The 26,517-nt window shown below is 69.8% G+C and carries 30 protein-coding genes and 1 pseudogene; 12 read left to right on the forward strand and 19 right to left on the reverse strand.

The features are described from left to right. Positions 1-117: 117 nt before the first annotated feature. Complete coding sequence (locus ACFC0G_RS18290) at positions 118-675, forward strand: EF-hand domain-containing protein (RefSeq protein WP_376404295.1); 558 nt, start codon at positions 118-120, stop codon at positions 673-675. 140 nt (positions 676-815) lie between these two features. Further along, complete coding sequence (locus ACFC0G_RS18295; protein ID WP_376404297.1) at positions 816-1,526, forward strand: TenA family transcriptional regulator; 711 nt, start codon at positions 816-818, stop codon at positions 1,524-1,526. A 167-nt stretch (positions 1,527-1,693) separates the two neighbouring features. Here the strand turns inward: ACFC0G_RS18295 and ACFC0G_RS18300 are convergent. Continuing rightward, positions 1,694-1,915: pseudogene (locus ACFC0G_RS18300) on the reverse strand (transposase); the annotation flags it as partial. A 74-nt stretch (positions 1,916-1,989) separates the two neighbouring features. On the opposite strand from ACFC0G_RS18300, the gene ACFC0G_RS18305 reads away from it, so the two are divergent. Beyond that, positions 1,990-2,466, forward strand: a complete 477-nt coding sequence (locus tag ACFC0G_RS18305; RefSeq protein ID WP_376404299.1) for a hypothetical protein — start codon at positions 1,990-1,992, stop codon at positions 2,464-2,466. Positions 2,467-2,505: 39 nt separating this feature from the next. Here the strand turns inward: ACFC0G_RS18305 and ACFC0G_RS18310 are convergent, their stop codons facing one another. Beyond that, positions 2,506-5,055, reverse strand: coding sequence for an ATP-dependent Clp protease ATP-binding subunit (locus tag ACFC0G_RS18310; protein ID WP_376404301.1), 2,550 nt, complete (start codon positions 5,053-5,055; stop codon positions 2,506-2,508). Between the two features lie 167 nt (positions 5,056-5,222). Here ACFC0G_RS18310 and ACFC0G_RS18315 point away from each other — a divergent pair, with 167 nt between their 5' ends. After that, the gene (locus ACFC0G_RS18315) at positions 5,223-5,990 is read left to right on the forward strand and encodes an SDR family NAD(P)-dependent oxidoreductase (RefSeq protein ID WP_376404303.1); all 768 of its coding nucleotides are present in this window, start codon (positions 5,223-5,225) and stop codon (positions 5,988-5,990) included. Between the two features lie 165 nt (positions 5,991-6,155). Here ACFC0G_RS18315 and ACFC0G_RS18320 read toward each other — a convergent pair whose 3' ends face one another. The 4 genes from ACFC0G_RS18320 to ACFC0G_RS18335 form a co-directional block, all read right to left on the reverse strand. Then, positions 6,156-6,386, reverse strand: a complete 231-nt coding sequence (locus ACFC0G_RS18320) for a hypothetical protein (protein ID WP_376404305.1) — start codon at positions 6,384-6,386, stop codon at positions 6,156-6,158. A 187-nt stretch (positions 6,387-6,573) separates the two neighbouring features. Continuing rightward, positions 6,574-7,791 (reverse strand): MFS transporter, encoded by a 1,218-nt coding sequence (locus ACFC0G_RS18325; protein ID WP_376404307.1) that lies wholly within the window; start codon positions 7,789-7,791, stop codon positions 6,574-6,576. Between the two features lie 7 nt (positions 7,792-7,798). Next, the gene (locus tag ACFC0G_RS18330) at positions 7,799-8,266 is read right to left on the reverse strand and encodes an ArsI/CadI family heavy metal resistance metalloenzyme (protein ID WP_376404309.1); all 468 of its coding nucleotides are present in this window, start codon (positions 8,264-8,266) and stop codon (positions 7,799-7,801) included. 65 nt (positions 8,267-8,331) lie between these two features. Then, positions 8,332-9,705 carry an NAD(P)-binding domain-containing protein gene (locus tag ACFC0G_RS18335; protein WP_376404311.1) on the reverse strand — a complete coding sequence of 458 codons (1,374 nt, stop codon included), beginning with the start codon at positions 9,703-9,705 and terminating at the stop codon, positions 8,332-8,334. Between the two features lie 167 nt (positions 9,706-9,872). On the opposite strand from ACFC0G_RS18335, the gene ACFC0G_RS18340 reads away from it, so the two are divergent. The 3 genes from ACFC0G_RS18340 to ACFC0G_RS18350 all read left to right on the forward strand — a co-directional run bounded on the left by ACFC0G_RS18340 (position 9,873) and on the right by ACFC0G_RS18350 (position 12,225). Continuing rightward, complete coding sequence (locus tag ACFC0G_RS18340; RefSeq protein ID WP_376404313.1) at positions 9,873-10,235, forward strand: ArsR/SmtB family transcription factor; 363 nt, start codon at positions 9,873-9,875, stop codon at positions 10,233-10,235. Between the two features lie 133 nt (positions 10,236-10,368). Continuing rightward, on the forward strand, positions 10,369-11,523 hold the full coding sequence (locus ACFC0G_RS18345) for a hypothetical protein (protein WP_376404315.1): 1,155 nt from the start codon (positions 10,369-10,371) through the stop codon (positions 11,521-11,523). 189 nt (positions 11,524-11,712) lie between these two features. After that, entirely contained in the window at positions 11,713-12,225 is a 513-nt protein-coding gene (locus ACFC0G_RS18350; protein ID WP_376404317.1) for a GNAT family N-acetyltransferase, read from the forward strand. Between the two features lie 96 nt (positions 12,226-12,321). On the opposite strand, the gene ACFC0G_RS18355 is transcribed toward ACFC0G_RS18350, so the two are convergent. Continuing rightward, complete coding sequence (locus ACFC0G_RS18355; protein ID WP_376404319.1) at positions 12,322-12,717, reverse strand: ArsR/SmtB family transcription factor; 396 nt, start codon at positions 12,715-12,717, stop codon at positions 12,322-12,324. Positions 12,718-12,728: 11 nt separating this feature from the next. Further along, the gene (locus ACFC0G_RS18360) at positions 12,729-13,058 is read right to left on the reverse strand and encodes an ArsR/SmtB family transcription factor (RefSeq protein WP_376404321.1); all 330 of its coding nucleotides are present in this window, start codon (positions 13,056-13,058) and stop codon (positions 12,729-12,731) included. Positions 13,059-13,456: 398 nt separating this feature from the next. Here ACFC0G_RS18360 and ACFC0G_RS18365 point away from each other — a divergent pair, with 398 nt between their 5' ends. Both ACFC0G_RS18365 and ACFC0G_RS18370 read left to right on the forward strand, forming a co-directional pair. Next, positions 13,457-14,590 carry a permease gene (locus ACFC0G_RS18365; RefSeq protein WP_376404323.1) on the forward strand — a complete coding sequence of 378 codons (1,134 nt, stop codon included), beginning with the start codon at positions 13,457-13,459 and terminating at the stop codon, positions 14,588-14,590. A gap of 131 nt (positions 14,591-14,721) precedes the next feature. Then, positions 14,722-15,234 carry a GNAT family N-acetyltransferase gene (locus tag ACFC0G_RS18370; RefSeq protein ID WP_376404325.1) on the forward strand — a complete coding sequence of 171 codons (513 nt, stop codon included), beginning with the start codon at positions 14,722-14,724 and terminating at the stop codon, positions 15,232-15,234. Between the two features lie 79 nt (positions 15,235-15,313). On the opposite strand, the gene ACFC0G_RS18375 is transcribed toward ACFC0G_RS18370, so the two are convergent. The 7 genes from ACFC0G_RS18375 to ACFC0G_RS18405 all read right to left on the reverse strand — a co-directional run bounded on the left by ACFC0G_RS18375 (position 15,314) and on the right by ACFC0G_RS18405 (position 21,274). Continuing rightward, positions 15,314-16,135 carry an S-methyl-5'-thioadenosine phosphorylase gene (locus ACFC0G_RS18375; RefSeq protein ID WP_376404327.1) on the reverse strand — a complete coding sequence of 274 codons (822 nt, stop codon included), beginning with the start codon at positions 16,133-16,135 and terminating at the stop codon, positions 15,314-15,316. Then, positions 16,128-16,910 carry an acireductone synthase gene (gene mtnC, locus ACFC0G_RS18380; RefSeq protein ID WP_376404329.1) on the reverse strand — a complete coding sequence of 261 codons (783 nt, stop codon included), beginning with the start codon at positions 16,908-16,910 and terminating at the stop codon, positions 16,128-16,130. Before mtnC ends, ACFC0G_RS18375 begins: the two co-directional genes overlap by 8 nt. Continuing rightward, positions 16,910-17,485 carry an acireductone dioxygenase gene (locus ACFC0G_RS18385; protein ID WP_376404331.1) on the reverse strand — a complete coding sequence of 192 codons (576 nt, stop codon included), beginning with the start codon at positions 17,483-17,485 and terminating at the stop codon, positions 16,910-16,912. Before ACFC0G_RS18385 ends, mtnC begins: the two co-directional genes overlap by 1 nt. Continuing rightward, positions 17,482-18,174 (reverse strand): methylthioribulose 1-phosphate dehydratase, encoded by a 693-nt coding sequence (gene mtnB / locus ACFC0G_RS18390; protein ID WP_376404333.1) that lies wholly within the window; start codon positions 18,172-18,174, stop codon positions 17,482-17,484. The genes ACFC0G_RS18385 and mtnB overlap by 4 nt, the downstream gene beginning before the upstream one ends. Beyond that, complete coding sequence (mtnA, locus tag ACFC0G_RS18395; protein WP_376404335.1) at positions 18,171-19,196, reverse strand: S-methyl-5-thioribose-1-phosphate isomerase; 1,026 nt, start codon at positions 19,194-19,196, stop codon at positions 18,171-18,173. Before mtnA ends, mtnB begins: the two co-directional genes overlap by 4 nt. 45 nt (positions 19,197-19,241) lie before the next feature. Beyond that, entirely contained in the window at positions 19,242-20,504 is a 1,263-nt protein-coding gene (locus ACFC0G_RS18400; RefSeq protein WP_376404337.1) for an ATP-grasp domain-containing protein, read from the reverse strand. A 461-nt stretch (positions 20,505-20,965) separates the two neighbouring features. Further along, on the reverse strand, positions 20,966-21,274 hold the full coding sequence (locus ACFC0G_RS18405) for an ArsR/SmtB family transcription factor (RefSeq protein WP_376404339.1): 309 nt from the start codon (positions 21,272-21,274) through the stop codon (positions 20,966-20,968). Positions 21,275-21,362: 88 nt separating this feature from the next. Here ACFC0G_RS18405 and ACFC0G_RS18410 point away from each other — a divergent pair, with 88 nt between their 5' ends. Further along, positions 21,363-21,776 carry an arsenate reductase ArsC gene (locus ACFC0G_RS18410; RefSeq protein WP_376404341.1) on the forward strand — a complete coding sequence of 138 codons (414 nt, stop codon included), beginning with the start codon at positions 21,363-21,365 and terminating at the stop codon, positions 21,774-21,776. Positions 21,777-21,786: 10 nt separating this feature from the next. Here the strand turns inward: ACFC0G_RS18410 and ACFC0G_RS18415 are convergent, their stop codons facing one another. The 4 genes from ACFC0G_RS18415 to ACFC0G_RS18430 all read right to left on the reverse strand — a co-directional run bounded on the left by ACFC0G_RS18415 (position 21,787) and on the right by ACFC0G_RS18430 (position 24,780). Continuing rightward, positions 21,787-22,167: an ArsR/SmtB family transcription factor gene (locus ACFC0G_RS18415; protein ID WP_376404343.1), complete on the reverse strand. Its 381-nt coding sequence runs from the start codon at positions 22,165-22,167 to the stop codon at positions 21,787-21,789. 88 nt (positions 22,168-22,255) lie between these two features. Then, positions 22,256-23,314, reverse strand: a complete 1,059-nt coding sequence (locus ACFC0G_RS18420; protein ID WP_376404345.1) for an ArsO family NAD(P)H-dependent flavin-containing monooxygenase — start codon at positions 23,312-23,314, stop codon at positions 22,256-22,258. A gap of 75 nt (positions 23,315-23,389) precedes the next feature. Next, on the reverse strand, positions 23,390-24,475 hold the full coding sequence (arsB, locus tag ACFC0G_RS18425) for an ACR3 family arsenite efflux transporter (protein ID WP_376404348.1): 1,086 nt from the start codon (positions 24,473-24,475) through the stop codon (positions 23,390-23,392). Further along, positions 24,472-24,780, reverse strand: a complete 309-nt coding sequence (locus tag ACFC0G_RS18430) for a metalloregulator ArsR/SmtB family transcription factor (RefSeq protein WP_319312215.1) — start codon at positions 24,778-24,780, stop codon at positions 24,472-24,474. The genes arsB and ACFC0G_RS18430 overlap by 4 nt, the downstream gene beginning before the upstream one ends. A gap of 71 nt (positions 24,781-24,851) precedes the next feature. On the opposite strand from ACFC0G_RS18430, the gene ACFC0G_RS18435 reads away from it, so the two are divergent. Beyond that, on the forward strand, positions 24,852-25,271 hold the full coding sequence (locus ACFC0G_RS18435; protein WP_376404350.1) for an arsenate reductase ArsC: 420 nt from the start codon (positions 24,852-24,854) through the stop codon (positions 25,269-25,271). Positions 25,272-25,276: 5 nt separating this feature from the next. Further along, positions 25,277-26,275: a thioredoxin-disulfide reductase gene (trxB, locus tag ACFC0G_RS18440; RefSeq protein WP_376404539.1), complete on the forward strand. Its 999-nt coding sequence runs from the start codon at positions 25,277-25,279 to the stop codon at positions 26,273-26,275. Positions 26,276-26,517 lie beyond the last annotated feature (242 nt).

The following is a 26,517-nucleotide window of genomic DNA, read 5'->3' on the forward strand; positions in this document are numbered from 1 at the left end:
GTACCGGCGTCCGGCAAGGGAAACGCTGCCACCCTGAGCTCACGAGTAATTGCTCGTGGACCGGGTCGCGGTGGGTATCCGATTCACCCACCGAACAATAAAATTCGAGGTCTTCGCGTGCCGGAAGAATCCATTATCCACAGCAAGGCCCAGCATTACTACAACGTGTTCCATCACGAGCGCGACGGGTGGGTCGGCGAAACCGACGTGTACGCCTGGGTGGGCCGCACAACGCAGGAATTCAAGCTCACACCAGGAACCGCCCCCGCCAGCGCGCTGCAGAGATCCCTGCTGGAGTACTGGAAGAGATTGTTCGCCCCTATGGACACAGACGGGGACGGCGTCGTATCACGCGGCGAATTCCTGGCCGGGTTCGTCAGCCTGGGGGACAAGCCGGATGATTACGCGCGGATTGTCACGCCGTCCGCCAAGGTCTTCGTGGCCACCGCCGACGTCGACGGAGACGGCGAACTCGACAAGTCCGAGTTCAAGCGCCTGTTTCAGTCCTCTTTCGCGCTGAGCGACGAAGACATCGACGTGTCGTTCGCCGACATCGACACCGACAACTCCGGCTCCATCTCGACTGACGAGCTGAGAGACGCCATTCGCGTGTTCCACAGCAGTACTGACCCGAACGACCGAGGTCACCGCCTCCTGGGACCCCTGCGTTCCTGAGCCGACAGAACCGGACAACGTCCACTCGTCCGGAGCCCCTCGCCGTCGGGTGCTGATTCCACTCGGCACCGGCGATCAGAGGGGCTCCGCCGGTCCCGCATCGAGCCGCGCTCAGGAACAACACGCCAGGAGAAACGACCGTGACCACCCATCTGCGGACAACCAAGGCCCCGCTGGTGACAGCGCGCGCCAAGCACATCGTGACCGAGACCGGTGTCCTGAACAATCCGTACTTCCGAACGCTGGTGGACGGAAGCATGTCGTTGGAGAGCTTCCGCGCAAGCCAGGAGCAACTAGGTTTCGCCGTCACCTACTTCGCCCGCCCGATGGCTGCGCTGGTGTCCCGGATCGAGCACCCCGCGGATCGCATCGGCATCCTGGGCAATGTCGTGGAAGAACATGGCGGATTCCGCCCTCAGGAATTCCATCACGAGACCTTCCGCGGATTTCTGGCCAGCATCGGCAGCGACACCGTACGGCTGAACGGCCTGACGATGATGCCGGCCGTCCACGCGTACAACAGCGTTCTCAGTGCGGTGTGTACGTGGGAGGACCCGCAGGTAGGAATCGGCTGCATGGGCGCGATCGAGTACGCATTCGCCTCGGTATCGGCCATCACGGGCAACGCGGCTGTGAACCGCGGTTGGGTCGCTCAAGCCGACCTGATGCACTACGGCCTCCACTCCGAAATCGACGAACAACACGCAGAGGACTTCTTCCTGCTGCTGGAACCCCACTACCGAAACCCAGCCGCACGACGCCGAATCGACCAAGGCCTCGGCCTGGGCGCGTACACGCTGAACCGCCTCTACAGTGATCTGTCCGAACTGGGTCTCTCACAGCAAAACTGATCACGGCTGGGCGAGCAGAAAGGCTGCGAGCGCGGTGAAACGGCGAGGCTAAGGGCTGTCCCGTAAATGAACTGTGAGTCGCCTCAGGCGGGGCCGGTCGCTGTCTCGCCTATCCGGCGAGGGCGAGGTTGTACACGCGGGCTAGGCCGAGCATGGCGTGGTGGACTGTAGCCGCCGTCGGCGATGGTGAGTGTCTTGCCGACTGCGGCTTTGGCGCCGGATTCCTCCCATGCCTTGCAGTCGTTTCGGTTTCCGGTAAGCGGCCGGCCCACCACGACGATCAGGAGGGTGTCGGCGTCGGCGACGACCTGGTGGTTGGTGGAGTACCGATAGTTCTTCGACTGGGCGGCCACGGCGTGGTCCCGAGTCGGGACCAGGGTGCCGTCCACGGCTCAGCCCGGTGAACGGGGCTATCCAGGACGGCTCCGACGCCGTGATCACACCAGCCACAGTGCATGGGACCATGGAGACCATGTCAGGTCAGGTCTGGGTGTCCCTCATATCGGTGGGCGGCGTTGTCCTCGGCGGCATGCTGTCCTACCTCGTCCAGCACAGGACTCAGTTGTCAGCGGAACGTGCTGAACAGCAGCGGCAGCAGAGCGCGTTGTCAGAGGCTCGGCGCGCGGAACGGCTGGCGCTGCTGGAGCGGTTCATCGAGGTGGCGGCCGAGGCCGAACGCTCCGCGTTCAGTCGGCCTGCCGAGTGGGACGATACCCACGCCTGGTTCGTCACGACCCAGGGCGTCATGAACAGGCTGTGGGTCGCAGAGCGGCTCATCCGCATCCAGTTCGCGCTGCCCGTACATGACGCGGCCCGTGCGTACTTCCTCGACCTCAACCGGACGGTGTGGGAAGGCTTGCCCGACGGCGAGAGCCTGCGGGACTACTTGGAGGACAACCGGCTGGCGTTCCTCGACGCAGCCCGAGCGGTCATGGGATAGCCCACCTGCCGGGCTCCGAGGGTCATTACGTGACAGCCCTTAGGCGGCCTCCTCCTGCGGCTCGCTCTTGCGGATCAGGCAGTGGAGCGAGTCGTCCACGATGTCGGCGACGATCGTGTCGCCGGGTCCGGCCTCGCCGCCGAGCAGCAGGGACGCGATGCGGTTGTCGAGTTCCCGCTGGATCGTGCGGCGCAGCGGGCGGGCGCCGAACGCCGGCTGGTAGCCGTGCGCGACGAGGAGTTTCTTCGCCGCTTCGGTGACCTCAAGGGTCATGCCCTGGGCGTGGACGCGGTGCTTGCTGCGGTCCAGGAGGTGTTCGAGGATCTCCGAGAGGTCGCCCTCGGTGAGGCTGTGGAAGACGATGATGTCGTCGATGCGGTTGAGGAACTCGGGCAGGAACTTCCCGCGCAGGTCCTGCATCAGCTCGTCCTTGAGGTCGGCCGCGTCGCCCTCGTGGGCGAGGATGCGCTGGGCGCCGATGTTGGACGTCATGATGACGACGCAGTGGCGGAAGTCGACCGTGCGGCCCTGTCCGTCGGTGAGCCGGCCGTCGTCGAGGATCTGGAGCAGGGTGTTGAAGACGTCGGGGTGCCCCTTCTCGACCTCGTCGAACAGCACGACGCTGTACGGCTGGCGGCGGACCTTCTCGGTGAGCTGGCCGGCCTCCTCGTAACCGACGTATCCGGGAGGTGCGCCGACGAGCCGGGCCACGGTGTGCTTCTCCTGGAACTCGCTCATGTCGAAGCGGATCATGCGGCTTTCGTCGCCGAACAGCAGCTCGGCGAGCGTCTTGGCGAGTTCCGTCTTGCCGACGCCGGTGGGACCGAGGAACAGGAACGAGCCGACGGGGCGGTTCGGGTCGCCCATGCCGGCCCGGTTGCGTCGTACGGCCTCGGAGACCGCGGTGACCGCCTCGTCCTGGCCGACGATCCTCGCGTGCATCTCCTCCTCCAGCTTGAGGAGCTTCTCCTTCTCGCTGGCGGTGAGCTGGGCGACCGGGATGCCCGTGCGGCGGGAGACGATGTCGGCGATGTCGGCGGCGGTGACGGAGACGACGCCCTCGCGCCGTTCCTCGATGCCCGCGAGCTCGCCCTCCACTTCGGCCATCTGCCGCTTCAGCTCCGAGGCCTTCTCGAACTCCTCGCCGGCGACGGCCTCGTCCTTCTCGCGCCGCAGCTTCGCGAGGCGGTCCTCGCGGCTGACGACCTCGGTGGAGCGGCCGGCGCTGCGGAGCCGTACCCGGGCCCCGGCCTGGTCCATCAGGTCGATGGCCTTGTCGGGCAGGAAGCGGTCGCTGATGTAGCGGTCGGAGAGTTCCGCGGCCGCCGTCAGGGCGCCGTCGGCGAAGCGGACCTGGTGGTGGGCCTCGTACGCGTCCCGGAGCCCTTCGAGGATCTGTACGGTCTCCTCGACCGTGGGCTCGGGGATGAGGACGGGCTGGAAGCGGCGTTCGAGCGCGGCGTCCTTCTCGACGTGCTTGCGGTACTCGTCGATGGTCGTCGCGCCGACGACGTGGAGCTCGCCTCGGGCGAGGGCGGGCTTGAGCATGTTGCCCGCGTCCATGGAGCTCTCGCCCGAGGCGCCGGCGCCGACGACCGTGTGGAGTTCGTCGATGAAGAGGATGATCTCGCCGCTCGCCTCCTGGACCTCCTCGATGACCTTCTTCAGCCGCTCCTCGAACTGGCCGCGGTACTGCGCGCCCGCGACCATGCCCGACATGTCGAGGGAGACGACCCGCTTGTCCTTGAGGGTGTCGGGCACCTCGCCCGCGACGATCCGCTGAGCGAGTCCCTCGACGATGGCGGTCTTGCCGACGCCGGGCTCGCCGATGAGCACGGGGTTGTTCTTGGATCGGCGGGAGAGGATCTCGACGGTCTGCTCGATCTCCTCGGCCCGGCCGACGACGGGGTCGAGCCTGCCCGCCTTCGCCTCCTCGGTAAGGTCCCGGCCGAACTCGTCGAGGGTCGTGGCCGGCTGCTGTGCCTTCGTGCCCGCCGCGCCCTGCCTGCCGGCACCGGCGCCGGCACCGGATCCGGGAGCGCCGTCGGCGCGGACCGCCCGGTCTGTGAGGCCGCGCACCTTCCGTACGTCGACGTCCTCCGCGCGCAGGAACCGGCCGGCGCCCGAGTCGGCGTCGTTGAGGAGCGCGCCGAGGATGTGCTCGGGGCCGATGTACGAGACCCCGGACGCCTGTGACGTCGCGTGGGCGAGGGCGAGGGTGCGCTTGGCGGCGGGGGTGAGGCCGGGCTCGGCGGACGGTTCCGCGGACTCCTGGGGAAGGACCTCGTCGATGTCCGCCGCGAGCGCCTCGGTGTCCACGCCTGCCTGGGCGAGGAGCCGCCGCGAGGGGTCCACCTGGGTGGTCGCCCACAGCAGGTGCTCCGTGTCGAGGTCGGATGTGCCGTCCTCGGCGGCCTTGCGCGCGGCCAGGTTGAGGAGCTCGCGCGACGACTCCGTCAGCAGCCGCCCGATCGGTACGCGCTGCACGGCCGGGGGCGACGATGCGGGCGACATCCCGAAGAACCGGCTCAGCAGGTCGCTGAACGGGTCCTCGGAGGAACCGAAGGGTGAACCGAACGCCATCGACATGCCGAGCTCCAGACGCGCAAGGGGGATGGTCCTCGTCTCACACCCAAACCCGATGTCGGGTCGCCCGCAAACGGAGCCGGAAACACGAGGGCGGCGATCGGGGAGCCGACCCGATCACGGAGACTGGGCACGGAAGACCGTCGCCGTCCGTCACGAAGGGCACCTCCATGAACGTAGCCGCATCCGGTCGTCGCGTGTTCGTCAGCGGAGCGTCACGGGGACTCGGCCGCGCGGTGGCCCGGGCGTTCGCGGCCAACGGCGACCGCGTGGCCGTTCACTTCGGTACGCGCGGGGAGGAGGCCCGTACGACTCTCGCCTCCCTGGCCGGCAGCGGCCACACCCTGGTCGGCGGGGACCTCGCGGACCCGTCGGGGGCGGCGGCCGTGGTGGACGCGGCGGCGGAGGCACTCGGCGGGATCGACGTACTGGTGAACAACGCGGCGGTGAACATCCGCCACCCCCTGGCGGAGACCCCGTACGAGGAGTGGGTGGCGGTGTGGCAGCGGCACGTGGCCGTGAACCTGCTCGCCACGGCCAACCTGAGCCATCTCGCGGCGCGGCGGATGATCGACCAGGGCGGGGGCGGCCGCATCGTGAACATCGGCTCCCGGGGCGCGTTCCGGGGCGAGCCGGACCATCCGGCGTACGGGGCGACGAAGGCCGCCGTACACGCCCTGGGCCAGTCCCTCGCGGTCTCGCTCGCGCCGCACGGAATCGCCGTCGCCTCGGTCGCCCCCGGCTTCTTCGCGACGGAGCGGGTGGCGCCACGCGTGGAAGGCCCGGAGGGCGAGGCGATCCGGGCCCAGAGCCCCTTCGGCCGGGTGGGCTCGGCGGAGGAGATCGCGGCGGCGGTCCTGTGGCTCGCCTCCCCCGCCGCCGAATGGTCCTCAGGCACGATCCTCGACCTGAACGGCGCTTCGCATCTGCGGAGTTGACACGGGAACGGGACACGCGGCAGGCCGCGGGCGACGGCACCGCACCCCCGCGACGTCAAGCGATCGACTGCCCCGCCGCGCCTGACCACGCAGAAAGACGACGGGACGTCGGTCGCGGGAAGCCGGAAGCGCTGGTCGATCCGGTCGTAGAAGCGGCTGTGCGGGTCAGGGCGCGCCCGAAGGGAACGGCCACGGGTCCTGCGACGGCGGAGGGCTCCAGGTGGGAGTGGGGGTCGGCGCGAAGGGGCCCGCCCGGTTCTCCATGAGGACGAGCATGACGATGACGAAGGCGCTGGTGGCGATGATCAGGACGAGACCGATCGGGTTGTTGGCGTTGTAGACGTAGCGATTGGTGCCCCACTTGCTCTTCTTGAAGACGGGCTCGTCGTTGCTCATCGCGGTGTCCCTTGTTAGCCGACCAGGCTTCCCGGCGCTCCGCCTCGGACCCTACGCATTCCGTACGTGACGCTGACAGGTCCCTGACGTGCAGCCAGGCCCCCTGCACATTGCCGGTGCCCGGCAGTCCTGGCGCAGCCCCACCCGCCGTCCGATCCACAGGCCGCCGTTCCGAGCCCCGTACCCCCTAGCTCTTGCCGCGTACGGATGTAGCCGTGGCCACGAAGGCAGACACCGCCGCGAGGCCGGCAAGCACTCCGAACAACTCCGGGTGGCCTCCCAGAATCGAGGCAAGGGTGGCTGCGGTAAAGGGCGCGAGAGCTGAGGCCGTCATGGCTGGGGCGCTGAGGATCGCGGAGAGTCTGCCGTAGTGCCGTGTGCCCCAGCGGTCGGTGATCGCGGTCGCCTGGAGAAGGGTGAGGTTGCCGCGGACCATGCCGGCCGCGATCGACACCGCGATCACGAGGCCGTACGGGCCCGGCGTGACGGCGAGCGCCGCGGTCGTCAGGGCACCGAGTGCAATGAGCGTCGTGGTGCGGACTGTCGTGCCGGTGTGGCGGGCGAGCGGGGCGTAGAGCGTGCGGCCGAGGGTCTGGCCTGCGCCGCCGAGGCCGAGAGCCCAGGCCGCTTGGGATGTGGTGTAGCCGCGTTCGAGCAGGAGCGGGACGAGAGTGACGACGACGGCGTACATCGCGAAGGCCGAGAGCGTGAACGCGGCTGCGAGCAGGAGGAACGGTCGGCTTCGGGCCACGGCGCCGGGGCTCGCGTCCGTACCGGCCGGGGAGGGTGGTGCCGGGGGCCAGGGGGCATTGAGGGTGATCGCGTGGGCCGGGATCGTGACGGCGGCGAGGATCGCCGCCAGCACCAGATAGGTCTCGCGCCACGACAGTTGGGTGGCCAGGGCGGCGGTGAGCGGGGCGAAGACGGTGGAGGCGAGGCCGCCGGCAAGGGTGACGATCGTGAGGGCCCGGACGTGATCAGGGGCCCACCAGCGGGTGAGTGCGGCGAACGCGGGCTGGTAGAAGGTGGTGGCCATGGCGAACCCGCCCAACAGCCACCCGGCGAAGAACACCGGCAGATTCGGTGCCAGGGCCACGATCACCAGACTCAGGACCCCGGCCACGGAGCCTGCCGTCATGACCGTGCGTGGGCCACGGCGGTCGATGATCCGGCCGACCCGGATTCCGGCGAGGCCGGAGACGACCAGAGCGGACGAGAACGCGGCCGTCGTGGCGCCGGTGGACCATCCGCTGTCGGCGGTGATCTGCGGGTTCAGGACCGGGAAGGCGTAGTAGACGATGCCCCAGCTGGTGATCTGAGTGGCACAGAGCGCGGGCAGGACGGCGCGGGGCCGCGACCGGTCCCCCGCTCCGGTCGCGGCTCCGCGGGTGTGAAGTTCGGTCATCGAGGGATCAGCAGCATCCGCCGGAGGCGACCGGTTCACGCGCCTCGTTGTCGACCGTGGCCGGTGTGCCGGCGCAGCAGGTGCTGTCCTGCTGCTTGGTCAGGGTGTCGGCGTCTGCCTTGACGACGTACACCTCCCACGGTTCGCGGCCGGGGCCGTGGACCCACACCTTGTCCTGGAGGGCGTGACAACAGGTGGTGTCGTTCTCCTCCGTCGTCGGGAGACCTGCCTCGCCCAGGCGAGCGGTGGCGGCGTGGACCGCCTCGGTGGTGTCGACCTCCACGCCGAGGTGGTCCATGCGGGTGTCCTCGTTCTCGGCGCCTTCGATGAGGACGAGCTTGAGCGGCGGTTCCGCGATGGCGAAGTTGGCGTAGCCCTCACGAAGCTTGGCCGGCTCGGTGCCGAAGAGCTTCGTGTAGAAGGCGACGGATGCCGCCAGGTCGGGAACGCGTAGGGCGAGCTGTACGCGGGACATCGTCTTCCTCCGGCTGCGGGTGGGTGGACGGGCTGGATGGGTTGGATGGGTTGGATGGGGCAGTGTCAGCAGCCGCCGGAGGCGGCCGGGGCGCCGACGCCGATCTGGAGCGCCGTCGGGGTCGCGCAGCACCCGTCGCCGTCGGTCGTGGTGTCGGCGGGCTGGTCGAAGAGGCCGGCGCCGCCGCAGACTCCGGTCTCGGGGAGGACGAGCTCGACGCGCTCGGCGGACTCGCGGTCGCCGGCGATGGCGGCGACGACCGAGCGGACCTGCTCGTAGCCGGTGAGCGCGAGGAAGGACGGGGCGCGGCCGTAGGACTTCATGCCCACCAGATACACCCCCGGTTCGGGGTGGGACAGTTCGTTCACTCCGTGCGGGTAGACCGTGCCGCAGGAGTGCTGGTTCGGGTCGATGAGCGGCGCCAGTTCGACGGGGGCCTGGAGCCGGTCGTCGAGACCCAGGCGCAGTTCGTCGAGGAAGGTCAGGTCAGGACGGAAGCCGGTCAGGACGATGACCTCGTCGACCGGGTCGAGCCGGCGGCCGTCCTCGGCGACCAGGACCAGGCGCCCGCCGTCGCGGTCGATCGCGTCCGTACGGAAGCCGGTGACAGCGTCCGCGTACCCCTCGTCGACGGCGGCCTTCGCCGCGAGACCGAGGGCGCCACGGGCGGGGAGCTGGTCGGCGCTCCCCCCGCCGAAGGTGGCGCCCGAGATGCTCCGGCGCAGGATCCAGGCGGCTCGTGTACCGCTTCCGTCTTCGGACGTGGCGAGGCCGGCGAGCGAGGCGAGCGCGGTGAAGGCCGAGGCACCGGAGCCGATGACGGCGGTGCGCTTGCCCGCGTAACGGGCTCGCACGGCAGGATCCTTGAGGTCGGGGACGCGGTACGAGACACGGTCTGCCGCCGCGCGCTCGCCGAGGGCCGGGAGGCCGTCGGCGCCGGCCGGGCTCGGGGTGGACCACGTACCGGAGGCGTCGATCACGGCCCGGGCGAGGATGCGCTCCTCGCGCCCGTCGCCGTGCCGGATGTGGACGGCGAAGGGCTGCTGCTCGCGGTCGGCGTCGACGACGCGGTCACGGCCGGTACGGGAGACGCCGGTGACCCGGGCGCCGAGCCTGATCCTGTCGCCGAAGACGTCCGCGAGCGGTTGCAGGTAGTCCGCCGCCCAGTCGCCGCCGGTGGGGTACGTGCCCGCGTCGGGCTTCACCCAGCCGGTCGGGGCCAGGAGCTTCTCGGCGACGGGATCGATGACCTCGCCCCAGGCGGAGAAGAGCCGGACGTGGGACCACTCCCGGACGGCCGCACCGGCGGCCGGGCCGGCTTCCAGGACCAGCGGCTCAAGGCCCCGGTCGACGAGGTGGGCGGCGGCAGCCAGACCTGTGGGTCCGGCCCCGATGACCACGACGGGCAGCTGGTTGATCGCGGTGGCGGTGGCGTTCACGACGGTTCCCCTTTGTTACTTCGACGTTCGTCGATCTCCTGCCCCCTCAGCATCACACCTGCTTCGACGAACGTCAACATAGACAGTCATCGAAACCAATCGAGCCGACCTCCACCCTTGCCTGAGGGCGCCTGGGCGCTTGGTTCGACATGTGTCAACATAGATATATGTCGAATGTGAAGGTGCTCCCGGTGCTGGAGCCCGAGATAGCGCCCTGCTGTCCGCCGCTGAACGAGCGGCCGCTGACCGCCGAGGAGGCCGAGCGGACCGCCGTCATGTTCAAAGCGCTGGGCGATCCGGTCCGGCTGCGGCTCTTCTCCTCCGTCGCCTCGCACGAGGGCGGCGAGGCATGCGTCTGCGACATCTCCGACGTGGGCGTCTCCCAGCCCACGGTCTCCCACCACCTGAAGAAGCTGAAGGAAGCCGGGCTGCTCTCCTCGGAACGGCGCGGCACCTGGGTCTATTACCGCGTCGAGCCCACCGTCCTCGCGGCCATGGGTGCCCTCCTCACCAAGGCAGCCTCGACCTGACCCGCTCTCACGGTCGCCGGGGCGTCACGGGCTCGGTCGAACGGCGTCGCCCGTAAGCGAATTACACACTTCGCGGCCGTTGTCCGAGGCGCGTCGTACTCTTCCCCGAGTTCGACTGCCCTGGGAGATTCGCGTGTCTGCTCGTGCTCGGCTCCGTGCCACCGTCCCCGCTCTCATGCCCTCGTCACACGCCGGTCCGCCGGAGATCACGGGGCTGCCCGGGCGCAGGATGCTCGTTCAGCGGAGCGACGACGAGATCGTGGCCCAGCCCCTGGACGACGCCTTCGTCGTACGCGCCGGGGCGGGCGTCCGCTTCCCGGCGCCCTGGCCTCGTAGTCGCGGAACGTGGGAAGTCGCGCCGGACGCGAGCCTGGCCGTCTTCGCCGGGGTCCACGCCGTGCGCGCGGTGGATCCGTCGGGTGCGACGCGTTGGGAGGTCCGCCACGGATGCTGGTACGGCGCATGCCGGGAGATGCACGAGTCGTACGACGCGTACGCGGACCGGCAGGACCATCGGTACCCCGAGAGCGGCTCGGTCGGTTTCTCGGCAGACGGCAGGCTCGTCTGGGCGCACGTGCGCGGCCCGTTGCCCGAGGGCGAGTTGAACCCGGACACGGCCGACGAGTGGCTGGTCATCGACGCCGAGAACGGTCGCGTCCTCGCGCGGGCCGACGCCGAAGCCGCTGCGGCCGGCAGCTTTCACCTCCCGCACCCGACCGATCCTCGTCAAATGGGGCTGAGCATCGGCGAAGGGCAGGACGGCGCACCCCTGCGATGGGGCCGATGGGACGGGAAGGAACTGACCGTGGATTGCCTGGAGGGCGATCTGTGCCTGCTGGGTCTCAGCCCCTCGGGCGACCGGCTCATGCCCGTCTCCCACGACCAGGACTCCCTCGCCGTGCGAGACTCTCGCGGCGCCGTCGTCGAGGCCCTGGACTGGAACGCCGAAGCGGCAATTCCCCGACACCCTGACGCTCCCACCGACGCCGACGAGGACGCCGACGCTGACGCTGACGCCGACGCCGACGAGCTGCACGTCTGCTGGGACTGGGCCGGCGGCTTCCTCGACGAGACGACCCTTGTCGTCTCGACGACCGAGAGCGACGAGGAGTGGGGGCAGGGCCGGCACTGGCTGGTCGACACCACGGGAACGCACGGTTTCGTGCCGATCGACTACCCCTCGCCGGTCTTCTGCGAGCCGACCGCGCTGGGAAGCGGTGTCTGGTCGACGCTGTCCCAGACCCGTGACGTCCTCCACGTCTGGGGTCTCCACGGACTGGAGGGCTGATCGGGTGCCCACCAGGGCGGCCGCCATCAGCCCAGCCGGCACCTGGTAAATCCGGGCGGTGCGCATGCGCACCGCCCGGAACCCCGGGGAAGGACACCGCGTGTCCACTCGGCATTCGCCCCCTCCCCCCTCTCCTCCCCCGCCTGCCTCGACGCCGGGCCCACACCTCCGTCTGGGAGACTCCGCCCCATGACCGGATCAGCCATCCGCACCATCACCGTCGTCCCCCTCGCGGCCGACCACGCCGACGAGGTCGTCGCGATCTATCAGGCCGGCATCGACGAGGGCAACGCCACCTTCGAGACCGCCGCCCCGACCTGGGAGCAGTTCGACGCGGCCAAGCTGCCCGAGCACCGATTCGCCGCGCTCGGCGAGGACGGCCGGGTGCTCGGATGGGTGGCGGCCACGAAGGTCTCCGACCGGTGCGCGTACGCCGGTGTCGTCGAGCACTCCGTGTACGTGCACCCCGGCGCGCGGGGACGTGGCGTCGCCTCGGTGCTGCTGAAGGCGCTCATCGACTCCACAGAGGCGGCGGGGATCTGGACCATTCAGTCCGGCATCTTCCCTGAGAACTCCGCCAGCCTCGCCGTCCACGACCGTGCGGGCTTCCGGGTCATCGGCACGCGTGAGCGCGTCGGCCGTCACCACGGAGTCTGGCGCGACACCGTCCTCGTGGAGCGTCGCAGCCCGCACATCGACTGACGCAGTCGAGCAGGGACGTACGCATGCAGGCAGGCAGTCCCGGCACGGCAGAAGACGGCGCCGCCGCCCCGAGTTCAGGGGCGGCGACGCCGAACGTCAGGAGACCTGGGCCGCCAGAGAGATCTCTTCCTTGCCGGCCTTCTCCGTGTCGGCGAGGAACGCGCCCAGCGAGGCCAGGACGCCGGGCGCCGGACGGTAGTACACCCAGGTGCCACGCCGCTCGGAGGTGAGCAGGCCCGCTTCCCGGAGCTTCTTCAGATGGTGGCTGACCGTGGGCTGGGAGACGCCCACGTCGGCTATGTCGCAGACGCATGCCTCACCGTTGGGGTGCGAGGCCACTCTGGACAGGAGGCGGAGTCGGACAGGGTCGGCCAGCGCCTTGAACATCGCCGCCATGATCTCGGCGTCCCCTTCGGACAGCGCGGCGGTCACGATGGGTGGGCAGCAGGCAGTGGCGGCCGCACCGGATATGTGCGGGGTCGACTTGGTCAAGGGGCCGGTCCTCACGCCGAGGCCGCGGGGCGGCCCATGACGGCGTCGGCAGCACTGGGGAAGCAGGCCACGCAGGCGACGTTGATGGAGTAGAGCATCGACGTCCCCTGGCGCTCGCGCAGGACGAACCGCACGTCGGCGAGGAGCTTCAGGTGGTGGGACACCGTCGACTGGCCGACGCCCATCCGGTCCACGATCTCTCCGACACTCATCGGCCCGGTCGCCAACGCGAGGAGATTGAGGATCTGCACGCGGGTGGGATCGGAGAGGGCCTTGAACCAGATCGCATAGGACTCGGCCGTGCTTCGGTCGATCAGCTGGGCATTCATCGTACCGCTCATGATCCATCGATGTTATTCGATGACCACCCGCGACGGCAAGGTTCGTTCCGCGTAGAGGGAGCGTGCGGAGAGCCGGCGGAGGCCCGTCGGCGCCTCATGTACGCCCGAAACCGCTGCCACGAGCGACTGTGTAGACACCACATGGAAGGCGGCCACCTCGGTGCGACCTGGGAACAAGCTCCACTTCCCGGCCACAGTCACCGAAAGTGCGGGACGGGCCCCTGAGGCGCGACGAGGGACACCGGATCCCCATTGCCGGGCATCTCTTTAATCGTCTATCATCGATATTCGATAAAGGGGATGCCGATCGAGCCTCCCCACGCGGCTCGCCACGTCCCCCGTACGTACCTTCACGGCGCCGCTCCCCTCATGTGTCACCGTCTCAGAGAGGTTCACCTGTGGACGAATTGCGGGCCCTTGGCCTGTTCATCCTGTTCGAGGTGCTGCACTATCTCCCGTGGTTCCTGGTCGCCATCGTCCTGGGGATCGCCGTACAGCGTCTGTCGATCGACGTGGTCGCGCGCCGCAGCTTCGCCCACGGGCGCAGGGGCATTCTCGGCATCGCCATCGTCACGGCCATCGGAGCGTTCAGCCCCTTCTGCTCCTTCACCGTGATCCCGTTGATCCGCCGCTTCCTGATAGCCGGCGTCCCGCTCTCGGCGGTGATGTCGTTCTGGATCGCCTCCCCCTCCATGGACCCGGAGATCTACGCGCTCTCCGCCGCCCAGCTGGGTCTCCCCATCGCCACCGCCCGCCTGATCGGCGCCCTGGTACTGAGCTTCGGCGCGGGTCTCATCGTCCTGGCGCTCGAACGGCGCGGACGATTCGCCGATCCGCTGCTCGACTCCACGGAGGAGAAGGCACCTGCGAAGAGCTGCTCGCAGGAGACGGTGGCCGTGCCCGAGACCGCCTGTTCGGCCGTGAAGGCGACCGTGCCCGAGACCGTGACCGTCGGAGGCGGCAGCGGCTCCGGTAGCGGCGGCAGCTCTGCCGGCGGATGCGGCGGTCCCGTCCAGGAGGCCGAGCCCGCGCCCGCGGCCGGTGGCTGCTCCACCGCCGCGCGGAACGACGCCGACGACGACGGCACCCCGTGGCGCGTACTCGTGCGGCGCGACATCAAGAACCTCCGCGCCGGCGAGATCCTGAAGGAGATCGTCAGCGACTCGCTGATCCTGGGCAAGTGGCTGCTCCTGGCCATCGTCCTCGAAGCCCTGATCGTCCGCTACGTGCCCACCGACGTCGTCTCGGGCATCCTCGGCACGGACGGCGTCCTCTCCGTCCTCGTCGCCGGACTCATCAGCGTCCCGCTCTACCTCAACGGCGTCGGTGCCATCCCGGTCGTCGAGGGCCTCCTGGACCAGGGCATGGTCGCGGCGGCGGGCGTCACCTTCCTCCTCGGTGGTGCCATCACGACGATCCCGGCCATGGTGGCCGTCAAGAGCGTCGTCAAGACGAAGGTCTTCGTCTTCTACCTCGGCGTGGGCCTCCTCGGCAGCGTGGGCATCGGCCTCGTCACGCTGCCCCTGCTCTGACCCGGTACTCCTCCTCACCCCCCACCCACGCTCCTGCGGCGACCCCCGACGCCGCAGGAGCGTCGCCGTACCCGCTGACGAAACGCCGTGCGTACCCCGTCCACGGGAACGCACCGAGGCAAGGAGCACGCATGACCACACCCCCGCGCCCGGACGTCACGCTGGTCCCGATGACCGACGACCACGCGCCGGCCGTCATGGCGATCTACCAGCAAGGCATCGACGAGGGCAACGCCACGTTCGAGACCACCGCGCCGCCGTGGAGCGCGTTCGACACCGCCAAGCTCGCGGCACACCGGCTCGTGGCACTGGGTCGGCGGGGGCAGGTGGTCGGCTGGACAGCGGTGTCGCGCGTCTCGACCCGGCCCGCGTACGCGGGGGTCGTCGAGCACTCCGTGTACGTCTGTCCCACGGCACGCGGAACCGGCGTGGGGCGCACGCTCCTGGAGGCGTTGATCGTCTCTACGGAGAAGGCGGGGATCTGGACGATCCAGGCCGGCATCTTTCCCGAGAACAGCGCGAGCCTCGCCCTGCACGAGTCCACGGGGTTCCGTGTCCTCGGTCGTCGGGAACGCGTGGCTCGCCATCACGGAGTCTGGCGCGACGTCCTGCTGGTGGAGCGCCGTAGCCCTGTCGTGGAATGACGATGCCGGTCACCGTGGTGACCGGCACGGGGCCGCAGGTTCGTGGCCGGTGCGGATCGTGCCCGCGCCGACCACGGTGTCAGGGGAGTTCGAAGGGCAGATCGATGCCGTCGAGCGCCGCTGCGCATCCGCAACGCCTCTCGCGGTCCAGGACGGAGACCGTCTGCAGGACCAGGTCCTTCAGGCGCTCCACGTTCGCGCCGAAGACCCGGAAGACCTCGTCCTGGGAGACGCCTTCCCCTCGCTCCACGCCGGCGTCGTAGTCGGTGACGAGCGCGACGGAGGTGTAGCAGAGGGCGAGTTCGCGCGCGAGGACGGCTTCCGGGTGTCCGGTCATGTTGATCAGCGACCAGCCGGCCGACGCGTACCACTGGGACTCCGCCCGGGTGGAGAACCGGGGCCCCTCGACGACCACCATCACGCCGCCGTCGTGGACGTCGGCTCCGGCCTCACCCGCGGCCTTGAGAACGGCCGATCGCCCGGCGGCGCAGTACGGGTCGGCGAAGGAGACGTGCGCCGCGCCGTGGTCGAAGTACGTCTGGACACGGCCCGTGGTCCGGTCGACGAGCTGGTCGGGAAGGACGACGCTGCCAGGGCCGAGGGAGCGGCGCAGCGAGCCGACGGCGCAGGGCGCGAGGACCTGCCGTACGCCCAGCGAGCGCAGGGCCCACATGTTGGCGCGGTAGTTGATGCGGTGCGGGGGGAGTTCGTGGTGGCTGCCGTGCCGGGGCAGGAAGGCGACTCTGCGGTCGCCGACGGTGCCGACGGACACCGCGTCGGAGGGCGCGCCGTACGGGGTGGTGACCTCGACGCGCTGTACCGACTCCAGGAGTTCGTAGAAGCCGCTGCCGCCGATGACCGCGATGTCGGCCTTCGGCGCCGTGTCGGACGGATCACTCATCGCTTGGGTCCTCCTGCGTGTGCGTGTCGACCTGCGCCGTCGATCGGCTCGGGCCGGGTCGGGAAACGAGTGGGGTGAGGGAGGCGACGGCCTCGTGACCCGGCACGGCCGCGCGTTCGTCGTCGGGACGGCGCACGGCCACCGTCTGCCAGCCGGCTTCGGCCGCGGCGTCGAGCTCGGCACCGACGTCGCTGACGAACAGCAGGTCGGCGGGTGCGTGCCCCAGGTCCGCCGCGATCGCACGGTAGGAGTCGGCGTCCGCCTTGGGGCCGGCCGTCATCAGGTCGAAGTAGCCGTCGAGCAGCGGGCGCAGGTCGCCGTGGGCGGTGTGGCCGAACCAGTCCCGCTGGGCTGCCACGGAGCCCGAGGAGTAGATGAAGCGGCCTGTGCCCTGTGTCTTCCAGTGCTCCAGTGCGGGCGGTACGTCCGGGTACACGTGGCCGTACAACTCGCCCGCCGCGTAGCCCCCGGACCAGATCCGTCCCTGCAGCGTCTTCAGCGGCGCCGCCTTCACATCGGCGTCGGCCCACTGCTCCAGGAGCGCCAGAGCACTCGCCTCGTCCTGGGCCTCCCCGGTGTGGGCGGTGACCGCGTCGAGGATCTGACGCCAGGGTGCGGTGCCGCGGTGAGCGGCGAGCCAGGGAGCGAGCCGCTCACGCGCGTAGGGGAAGAGGACGTCACGGACGTGGCTGAGGGAGCCGGTGGTTCCCTCGATGTCGAGGACGACGGCCCGCGGCCCGTTCTCGGGAACACGGGCCTGTCGGCTGCCCGGCATCAGCCTTCCCGCAGGAGCACGTCGAGGCGGGGGAAGCCTTCGGCGATGGACTCCTGGGTGAAGTCGCCCACCCAGCCGTCCTCCTTCTCGAAGAACCGGACGGCGCAGAAGTCCGGTACGGGTCCCATGTCGAACCAGTGCCGGGTGCCGGCCGGGACGGCCAGCAGGTCACCGGCCTCGCACACCACGGCGTACACGCGGTCGTCCAGGTGCAGGTAGAAGCAGCCGGTGCCGTGAGCGAAGAACCGGACCTCGTCCTCGGCATGCCGGTGCTCGTCGAGGAACGTCGACCGCGCCTTCGCCGCCCGCTCCTGCCATTCCGCGCCCTCCTCGGGGTGGAGGCGGGCGACATCGACGAGCTTCAGTCCTTGGCGGACGCAGAGCTCGTCGACCTCGTGGCGGTAGGCGTCGAGCAGCTCGTCGGACGACGTCCGCGGAGTCACCTGGGTGCGCAGCGGCCAGCGGGTGAGGGAGACCGACCTCTCGCGCAGGGCTCGTGCGATGGTCTCCTCGTCGCGGGTCCGGAGCAGGACAGTGTCCGGCGCGTCTTCCGGCATGATCTGGAGCAGTGTCATGGCGCGGTCCTGTGGTCGGGTGCCGTCGCGGCACGGGAGACATGCGGCTCGGCGTGGGAGAGCACGAGCAGTTGGCAGAGCGACTCGAGGCATTCGAGCCGGTTCCTCGCCTGGGCCAGCGAGTCGCCCCATGTGGTGATGCCGTGATCGGCCAGGAGCAGCCCGGGCGGGCCTTCCCGGTCGACCGCGAGGTGGGCGGCGACGTCGTCGGCGATCCGGTCGACCCGGGGCCAGTTGGGGAACACCGGCAGGTCCGTGAAGGTCGGGTCCTTCAGCCCCAGGCCCTTGAGCAGCTCGAAGCGATCCACTCGTACCGAGGAGACGGCGTCCACGGCAGCGGCGCGGTGGGCGACGACGGTGGCGTACGGGGAGTGGACATGGATGACGGCGCGGGCTCCGGTGACGCGGTAGACCGCCGCGTGGATGGAGGTCTCCGCCGAGGGGCGGGCCTGGCCGGGAAGGGACGCCTGGCCGGTGCGGGCGTCGACCTCCACCACGTCCAGGGCGGTCAATTCGCCCTTGTCCCGGCCGCTCGCCGTGATCAGCGCCCTGTCGGGATCGTCGGGCAGTCGCATGGAGACGTTGCCGGACGTGCCCGGCATCCATCCGCGCTCGTACAGGGTCCGGGAGATGTCGGCCAGCTGCTGGGCGGTCTGCTTGCCGGCGGCGGTGGACGGCGCGTAGCTCATGCGCTCACCTCGGATGCGTGGTGGACACCGTGCTCGGAGACGATCGCGGTGATGAGGGAGGCCGGGGTGACGTCGAAGGCGGGGTTGTACGCGCGTGTACCGCGCGGTGTGGTGCGGACTCCGCCGTAGGAGGTGACCTCGTCGGCGGCGCGTTCCTCGATGACGATGTCCCGCCCGTCGGCGAGGGACCTGTCCCACGACGATTCGGGGGCGACGACGATGAACGGGATGCCGTGGTGGGCGGCGGCGATCGCCAGCCCGTAGGTGCCGATCTTGTTGGCGACGTCCCCGCCCGCGGTGATGCGGTCGGCTCCGACCAGGACGCAGTCGACGAGCCCCCGGCTCATGGCCGCGGCGGCCGCGCTGTCGACGCATACGCGATGCGGCACGCCGGCCTCGGCCAGTTCCCAGGCCGTCAGCCGGGCGCCCTGCAGGAGTGGACGGGTCTCGTCGACGAGGACCTCGGTGACCTTGCCGGCCTCCGCGAGGGCGAGGATCGTGCCGAGGGCGGTGCCCACGGCCGCTGTAGCGAGCCGGCCGGTGTTGCAGTGGGTCAGGAGTCGCAGGGACCGCTGCGGGCAGCGGTCCAGTACGGCCCGGACCGCATGCGCGACCATCTGCCGGTTGACCGCCCGGTCCTCGTCGATCATGGCGGTGGCTTCGGCCAGGACCGCGTCCGGGCCGTCGGCGAGCCTCCCGACTGCCCGGTCGACGGCCCAGGCCAGGTTGACGGCCGTCGGGCGGGCGGCGGCGAGCCGCTGTGCGTCGGCGCGCACGGTCTCCTGACCGTCGCCGGTGCTGCCCGGCGAGCAGTGGGCGTACGCCGAGAGCGCGACGCCCAGGGCGCCCGCGAGACCGATGGAGGGCGCGCCCCGTACCGCGAGTGTCGTGATGGCGGTGATGACGTCGTCCACGGTGTCCAGGCGCAGGAGCCGCCGCTCGTGGGGCAGCGCGCGCTGGTCGAGAGTGACGATCGAGTGGTCGTCCCAGCGCAGTGACGGCTGGTCGGAGGTCTTGCTCACGGGCGGCGGCTCCTTGGGGGGCCTGAAGGGTGGCCGGTCAGTCGGTCAGTCCGTCAGGGGACGCGACCGCAGTTCGACCAGGGTGGGCGCGGCCTCCACGTCGGCGGTCACCTGCTCGTGGTCCTCGCCGACGGCGATGACGTAGCCGTACCGGTTCATGTACGCCCTGGGCGGGAGGGCCAGCCGGGTGCCGGCGCCGGCCGTCGCGACCGCGTCGTGCACGGTGGGCCCGAAGAGGTCGGTGCGGACGGTCACTTCGACCGCCTCGCAGTCGGCCTCCGGGTAGAGGAACCTGATGGCTGCGGTCCTCTGTGCCTTCGGCGCGGTGTCGGGGGTGAGCCCGGCCGCTACGTGGGCGGCGGCGACGGCGGGATCGGTGCCCGTGGCGAGCATCCCGATGAGGGGGATGAAGTCGCCGCCGAGACGCGCGTTGATCTCGACGAGGCGGGGTCCCTTGGGAGTGAGCTTGAACTCGGTGTGCGTGGCGCCGTGTTCAAAGCCGAGCGCCTTGTGGATGCGGTGCAGTTGGTCCAGGAGTTCGGAGTCCTGGAGGAGGGGGTCAGCGGCGTCGACGGTGTGGCCGGTCTCCTCGAAGTACGGGTCCATGCCGACCTGCTTGCGCGCCACGATCATCGGGGTGCACACACCGTCGACGACGACCGCGTCGATGCTGATCTCGGGTCCGGTGAGGTACTCCTCGACCAGGACGTCGGCCTCGTAGCGGGGTACTCCGGGCCAATTGGCGGAGCTGGCCGCTTCGAAGGCCGCTTCGACGGCGTCGCCGTGGTCGGCCCGGACGACACCGAGGCTGCCGGCGAGTCCACGGGCCTTGACCACCACGGGGTAGCCGGTCGCGTCGGCCGCCCGGCGCGCCTCGGCCGCCGTGGAGACCGGGGTGCAGGCCGGCTGCGGCACGTCGGCAGCCGTCAGCCGTGCCCGAGTCGCCGCCTTGTCGCGGCAGGCGAGCACGGCGTCGGGCGCGCTTCCGGGCAGGCCGAGGGCTTCGGCGAGGCGGGCGGCGGCGTGCACGAGGGACTCGTCATAGGTGAAGACCCCTGCGACGGGAAGCTGTTGCATGACCTTCTGCGCCTCGGCGAGGAGTTCGTCGAGGTCCTTGGTGTCGAGGAGTGAGGTCCCCTCCACGTACGGCAGTTGCCAGCTCGGCTCGTGGGCGTCGAGGAGCCACAGGCGGAAATGGCGTGAGACGGCCGCCACGATGTACTCCCGGTAGCGGCGGTCGCCGCTGCCCATGAGGAGCAGGACCGGTGCCTCGGTGGTAGACGAGTGCGGGTGGGGCGTGGCGGCCATGGTGGAAACCTTTGTGTCGACGTGTGGTCGGGGCCGAGGCCCGGCCGACGGAGCGGGGCAGAGCCCGGGTCGGCGACGGCACTGTCGGCCGACGGCCGGAACCATGCCAGCGTTAAGCGATGTATGTCAATAGATCGATGAATGGCTGAAGAGTCGCCCCTTTCCCGGACGTCACCGCCACGCGGCGCGACTGCCCCGATTCGCCCACCTCTGCTGATGCTTGCGAAAACCGGCCGGGCAAATGCCGATCGGCAATCATCGATGATTCAGCCGTGGGGATGACTCCGGGTTCAACCTGCCCAGCGTGGTCGCCGGTGTGATCAAGCCACCTGCATGGGAGCTCGCCAGAGCGGCGGGGAGGGAGTAACCTTCGCGCACGGATCGCGATCCGCAGCCCGCGGAGTCACGGGCGCGTGGACGTCGAGACGGCGCGGGCGCTCCGAAGAAGAAGCGGCCGGACTTCAACCGCAAGGCCGCCGGGCCACAGAGGCTCGGTGCGTCCCGTCGGCCAGACCACCGAAGAACGTGGCCAGATCGGCCAGCGCCTCGGGGCGCAGCCGGTAGTAGGTGAAACGCCCGCAGGGCTCGGTCTCCACGACACCCGCTTCCCGGAGAACCCGGAGATGGTTCGACAGGTTCGTCTGCCGCGCGCCCGTCTCCTCGACGAGATGAGTCGTACACAGCGACTCACGGGCAAGCAGGCACACGATGCGAAGCCGCAGAGGGTCCGCCAGGGCCCTCAGCAGTTCCGCGTTCACCGACGTCAGCATGGCCCGATCGTGACACACCGAGCACAACCGGTGTCAACCACCAGAATTCTGAACGCCCTTGCATAGCAACCCATTTGAGGAGTCGTAGGTGTCCCGGATGCCCTCTGTCCTGTTCGTCTGCATTCACAACGCCGGCCGGTCCCAGATGGCCGCCGCATGGCTTCGCCACTTGGCCGGCGACCGGATCGAGGTCCGTTCGGCGGGCTCCGCCCCGGCCTCGGCGGTGAATCCGGCGGCGGTCGAAGCGATGCGCGAAGTCGGCATCGACATGTCCGCGGAGGTCCCCAAGATCCTCACCACAGAAGCCGTCGGCGAGTCGGACGTGTGCGTCACGATGGGCTGCGGGGACACCTGCGAGGTCTTCCCCGGCAAGCGCTACCTCGACTGGAAGCTCGACGACCCGGCCGGGCAGGGGGTGGAGGCGGTGCGCCCCATCCGCGACGCCGTCAGGAGCCTGGTCGAGAATCTCATCGTGGAGATGGACGCGGCGCCGGCTCGCTGAAGCAGTGCGGTCAGAACGGCGAGCAGTCGATGCCTCGGGGGAAGGCATGCTTCCTGAGCCCCTGAAGAGCGTCCCAGCGGATCGAGAACCAGGCCCAGGTTCCTCGCTGTTCGCGGCGCAGCAGCCCGGCCGTGGTGAGGATCTTCAGGTGGCGGCTCACCGTGGGCTGGGCCAGGTCGAGCGACTTGGTCAGGTCGCAGACGCAGAGTTCTCCGGCCGGCGACTGGTCGATGAGGTGGACGATCTGGAGGCGGGTCTGGTCGGCCATCGCCTTCAACTGGGCCGTCAGCATCTCGACTTCGTCGCGGTCGATCAGCAGCCCCGGGAAGCACGGCACACAGTGCTCCGCGCTCAGGTCCTCGATCGGTATGCCCGCCAACGGAATTGCCATCCGGACACCATACGAGCCGACAAGATCGCACGGCGAATCCGAGGGTCGATATCCGTCAGGCATTCACCAACCGTTCACCCGCGCGGCCTCATCGCAGAAGGGCCGCGACGGCCCGCGTGGCTTCGCGGGCGGGACGGCCGACGCCGACAAGGGTGGCCGAGGCGGGGCCGGTCCAGTCGCCGTACCCGAGCAGATGAAGTCGGGGCTCTCCGACAGCCTCTGTTCCCCGGGTGGAGATGTGTCCGCGAGGACCGCGGAGCCCGAGCGGGGCGAGGTGGGCGAGCGCAGGACGGAAGCCGGTGCACCAGATGATCGCGTCGGCCTCGGCCCGCGTACCGTCGGCCCACTCGACACCGGTCCCCGTCACCCGTGTGAACATCGGTTGCGCCTTGAGGAGGCCCGCATCGCGGGCTTCGCGTACAGGCGGTACGGCGACGATGTCACCGAGCGAAGCGACTCCCCCGCCGTCGGTACGGCCTTCGTCGAGGGCACGGCGGCGGGCGGTGGCGTGGTCGAAGAGGGCACGGCCGTCGATGTCGTCGGCGAGGAACCGCGCGGGTCGCTGCGTGACCCAGGTGAGGTCGGCGCCGTACGCGAGATCGGCGGCGACCTGCGCTCCGGAATTCCCGCCTCCGACGACGATGACCCGCATTCCGGCGAACTCGCCGGGGGTGCGGTACTCGACGGTGTGGAGCTGTCGCCCCTGGAACGCGTCGCGGCCGGGGACGGCGGGCAGGAACGGCCGCGACCACGTTCCGGTGGCGCTGACGACGGCGCGGGCGCGCCAGGTGCCGGAGTCGGTCTCGACGCGAAGGCGCTCGCCGTCGCGGCGGACCGCCTGAACGCGCACGGGCCGGTGGACGGGGAGCTCGTATCGCTGCTCGTAGTCGGTCAGGTAGCCGACGACGTGGGCGGCGTCGGGGTACGTCTTCCCCTGCCGCAGCGGCATCGGGCGGCCGGGCAGGGAGGAGTACGGGGCCGGGGAGAAGAGGTGGAGCGAGTCCCAGGTGTGCTGCCAGGCTCCGCCCGGTGTGGGCTGAGCGTCCAGGACGGCGAAGTCGAGGCCGCCGAGGCGGCGCAGGTGGTACCCGGCGGCGAGTCCCGCCTGGCCACCGCCGATGACGACGACGTCGAGTGAGCTGCTCATCTCTCCGGCTTCCCTTCGTACGACGGCGCCTCGCCCGATCGGAGGGGCGAGGCACCGAGGAGTGGCGTGGCGGGACTAGCGCTGGGCAGGGGCGAACTTCTTGCGCCAGGCCAGCGAGACGTACACGAGCGCGACCAGGACCGGGACCTCGATGAGGGGGCCGACGACGCCGGAGAGTGCCTGGCCGGAGGTGACGCCGAAGGTGGCGATGGCGACGGCGATGGCGAGTTCGAAGTTGTTGCCGGCGGCGGTGAAGGCGAGCGTCGCGGTGCGGTCGTAGGTGAGACCGATGGCCTTGCCGAGGACGAAGGTGCCGAACCACATCACCGCGAAGTAGACGAGGAGCGGGAGGGCGATCCGTGCGACGTCCAGCGGCTGCGAGGTGATGGTCTTCCCTTGCAGGGCGAACAGGATGACGATCGTGAAGAGCAGCCCGTAGAGCGCCCACGGCCCGATCCTCGGCAGGAACTTCGTCTCGTACGACTCCCGGCCCATCCGCTTCTCGCCGATCCGGCGGGTGAGGAAGCCGGCGACCAGGGGGATGCCGAGGAAGATGACGACGTTCAGGGCGATCTTCCACATCGAGATGTCGAGCGTCCCGCCCTCGCCGAGGCCCAGCCAGCCGGGCAGCAGGTCGAGGTAGAACCAGCCCAGGAGGCCGAACGCGAGGACCTGGAAGACGGAGTTCAGGGCGACGAGGACCGCGGCGGCCTCACGGTCGCCGCACGCCAGGTCGTTCCAGATGATCACCATGGCGATACAGCGGGCCAGGCCGACGATGATCAGGCCGGTGCGGTACTCGGGCAGGTCCGGCAGGAAGATCCAGGCGAGGGCGAACATGAGCGCCGGACCGATGATCCAGTTGACGACGAGCGACGAGACCATGAGCTTCCGGTCGCCGGTGACGGCGTCGAGCTTGTCGTACCGGACCTTGGCGAGGACCGGGTACATCATGATCAGCAGGCCGACGGCGATGGGCAGCGAGATGCCGCCGATCTCGACCTTGGCCAGCGCGTCGTCCAGGCCGGGGATGAGCCGTCCGAGCCCGAGGCCGAGGCCCATGGCCAGCAGGATCCAGACGGCGAGGAAGCGGTCGAGCGTCGACAGCTTCGCGACGACCGGGGAATCCGCCGCCGGAGTGGGCGCCTGGGTGCGGGTCACGGACAGGCCCTCTTGTTCTCGGCAGCGGTACGGGCGGACTCGGCCAGGTCGGCGAACTGAGCGGCGAGCTGGGCGATGACGTCCGGCTTCAGGCGGTAGTACGTGAAGCGACCGCAGGGCTCGGTCTCCACCACACCGGCCTCACGCAGCACGCGCAGGTGGTTGGAGAGGTTGGTCTGCTTGGCACCCGTCTCCTCGACGAGGTGGGTGGTGCAGAGGGTCTCGCGGGCGAGCAGGGTCACGATCTGGAGCCTGAGGGGATCGGCCAGAACCCGGATCAGATCAGTATCGACTGACGTCATCATGTGCTGATACTGTCACATCACTCGCTGCTGATACCAGCCGGGGCTGACCTCTTGCCGGCAAGGAAGAACCGATGACCACCGCTCCGCTCGCCTCCGTGCTCTTCGTCTGCGTCCACAACGCGGGCCGCTCCCAGATGGCCGCCGGATTCCTGAACCACCTGGCCGGCGATCGCGTCGAGGTCCGCTCCGCCGGTTCGATTCCGGGCGACCAGGTGAACCCGGCCGCGGTCGAGGCGATGCGGGAGGTCGGTGTCGACATCTCCGACCAGAAGCCGAAGGTGCTGACCACGGAGGCCGTCCAGGCGTCCGACTACGTCATCACGATGGGCTGCGGCGACGCCTGCCCGGTCTTCCCCGGCAAGACGTACCTCGACTGGGCCCTGGAGGACCCGGCCGGCCAGGGTGTCGCGGCCGTCCGTCCGATCCGCGACGAGATCAAGGGCCTGATCGAGGGCCTCATCGCCGACATCGACGCGAAGCGGGAGGCGTGACCGCAGTGACCGACCCGACCGCGACCACCGGTGACGACGTCCGTGAGGTCATCGTCATAGGCTCCGGCCCCGCCGGATACACCGCCGCCCTCTACACCGCCCGCGCCCAGCTCAAGCCGCTGCTCTTCGGCAGCTCGATCTTCGTCGGCGGCTCCCTGACCACGACAACCGAGGTCGAGAACTTCCCCGGCTTCCCCACCGGCATCGACGGCCCCGACCTCATGGACGACATGCGGGCCCAGGCCGAACGATTCGGCGCCGAGATGATCGACGACGACATCGTTTCCGTCGACCTGACCGGAGACATCAAGGAAGTCACCGACAGCGAGGGAACGGTCCACCGCGCCAAGGCCGTGATCATCGCGACCGGCTCCGGCTACCGCAAGCTCGGCCTGCCGAACGAGGACGAGCTCTCGGGCCGCGGCGTCTCATGGTGCGCCACCTGCGACGGCTTCTTCTTCCTCGACCGGGACATCGTCGTGGTCGGCGGCGGAGACACCGCCATGGAGGAAGCCACCTTCCTCACTCGCTTCGCCCGCTCCGTGACCGTCGTGCACCGGCGCTCGGCCCTGCGCGCTTCCCAGGTCATGCAGAACCGCGCCTTCGCCGACGACAAGATCTCCTTCGCCTTCGACAGCGAGATCGCGGAGATCAAGTCCGAGAACGGCATGCTCGCCGGCGTCGTCCTGCGCGACACCTTCACCGGCAAGACCCGCGACCTCGACGCCACCGGCCTGTTCATCGCCATCGGCCACGACCCGCGCACCGAACTCTTCACCGGCCAGGTCGACCTCGACGACGAGGGCTACATCCGGGTGGAGGCGCCCTCCACGCGCACGAACCTGCCAGGAGTCTTCGCGGCCGGGGACGTCGTCGACCACACCTACCGCCAGGCCATCACCGCGGCGGGCTCCGGCTGTCAGGCCGCGCTCGACGCGGAGCGATACCTCGCCGCCCTTGCCGACAGGAGCAAGGCCGCGGTGAGCGTGGCCGTCACAGCCTGAGGCCACACCGAGGCCCACGCCGTCGACCCTCCCCATGAACACCAGCTCCTGCCCGTCACGTTGGCGGACCTGACGGGCAGGAGCTGGCCCCTCTGCTCCGGTCGGCCTCGGGAGTCGTACTCCGGCCGGTCTTCCCTCTGTTCCACGGCCGCGAGCGAGCACGATGAGCCGGCAAGGAGTCTCCTTGCCGGCTGATCTGCTTGCTCATTGCTCGAACCTGCGACTGCGACCTGCGACCTGCA

This window comes from Streptomyces sp. NPDC056169, assembly GCF_042268445.1.
Lineage (GTDB): Bacteria > Actinomycetota > Actinomycetes > Streptomycetales > Streptomycetaceae > Streptomyces.

Coding starts and splice junctions, on each gene's coding strand:
- ACFC0G_RS18320 (WP_376404305.1), bottom strand. CDS start 6,386: ATGAGCAACGACGAGCCCGTCTTCAAGAAGAGCAAGTGGGGCACCAAT.
- ACFC0G_RS18370 (WP_376404325.1), top strand. CDS start 14,722: ATGACCACACCCCCGCGCCCGGACGTCACGCTGGTCCCGATGACCGAC.
- ACFC0G_RS18385 (WP_376404331.1), bottom strand. CDS start 17,485: ATGACACTGCTCCAGATCATGCCGGAAGACGCGCCGGACACTGTCCTG.
- ACFC0G_RS18400 (WP_376404337.1), bottom strand. CDS start 20,504: ATGGCCGCCACGCCCCACCCGCACTCGTCTACCACCGAGGCACCGGTC.
- ACFC0G_RS18330 (WP_376404309.1), bottom strand. CDS start 8,266: ATGTCCCGCGTACAGCTCGCCCTACGCGTTCCCGACCTGGCGGCATCC.
- ACFC0G_RS18415 (WP_376404343.1), bottom strand. CDS start 22,167: ATGGCAATTCCGTTGGCGGGCATACCGATCGAGGACCTGAGCGCGGAG.
- ACFC0G_RS18350 (WP_376404317.1), top strand. CDS start 11,713: ATGACCGGATCAGCCATCCGCACCATCACCGTCGTCCCCCTCGCGGCC.
- ACFC0G_RS18435 (WP_376404350.1), top strand. CDS start 24,852: ATGACCACCGCTCCGCTCGCCTCCGTGCTCTTCGTCTGCGTCCACAAC.
- mtnB (WP_376404333.1), bottom strand. CDS start 18,174: ATGAGCTACGCGCCGTCCACCGCCGCCGGCAAGCAGACCGCCCAGCAG.
- ACFC0G_RS18375 (WP_376404327.1), bottom strand. CDS start 16,135: ATGAGTGATCCGTCCGACACGGCGCCGAAGGCCGACATCGCGGTCATC.
- ACFC0G_RS18420 (WP_376404345.1), bottom strand. CDS start 23,314: ATGAGCAGCTCACTCGACGTCGTCGTCATCGGCGGTGGCCAGGCGGGA.
- ACFC0G_RS18305 (WP_376404299.1), top strand. CDS start 1,990: ATGGAGACCATGTCAGGTCAGGTCTGGGTGTCCCTCATATCGGTGGGC.
- mtnC (WP_376404329.1), bottom strand. CDS start 16,910: ATGCCGGGCAGCCGACAGGCCCGTGTTCCCGAGAACGGGCCGCGGGCC.
- ACFC0G_RS18430 (WP_319312215.1), bottom strand. CDS start 24,780: ATGATGACGTCAGTCGATACTGATCTGATCCGGGTTCTGGCCGATCCC.
- ACFC0G_RS18325 (WP_376404307.1), bottom strand. CDS start 7,791: ATGACCGAACTTCACACCCGCGGAGCCGCGACCGGAGCGGGGGACCGG.
- ACFC0G_RS18405 (WP_376404339.1), bottom strand. CDS start 21,274: ATGCTGACGTCGGTGAACGCGGAACTGCTGAGGGCCCTGGCGGACCCT.
- ACFC0G_RS18360 (WP_376404321.1), bottom strand. CDS start 13,058: ATGAGCGGTACGATGAATGCCCAGCTGATCGACCGAAGCACGGCCGAG.
- ACFC0G_RS18340 (WP_376404313.1), top strand. CDS start 9,873: ATGTCGAATGTGAAGGTGCTCCCGGTGCTGGAGCCCGAGATAGCGCCC.
- ACFC0G_RS18310 (WP_376404301.1), bottom strand. CDS start 5,055: ATGTCGATGGCGTTCGGTTCACCCTTCGGTTCCTCCGAGGACCCGTTC.
- ACFC0G_RS18315 (WP_376404303.1), top strand. CDS start 5,223: ATGAACGTAGCCGCATCCGGTCGTCGCGTGTTCGTCAGCGGAGCGTCA.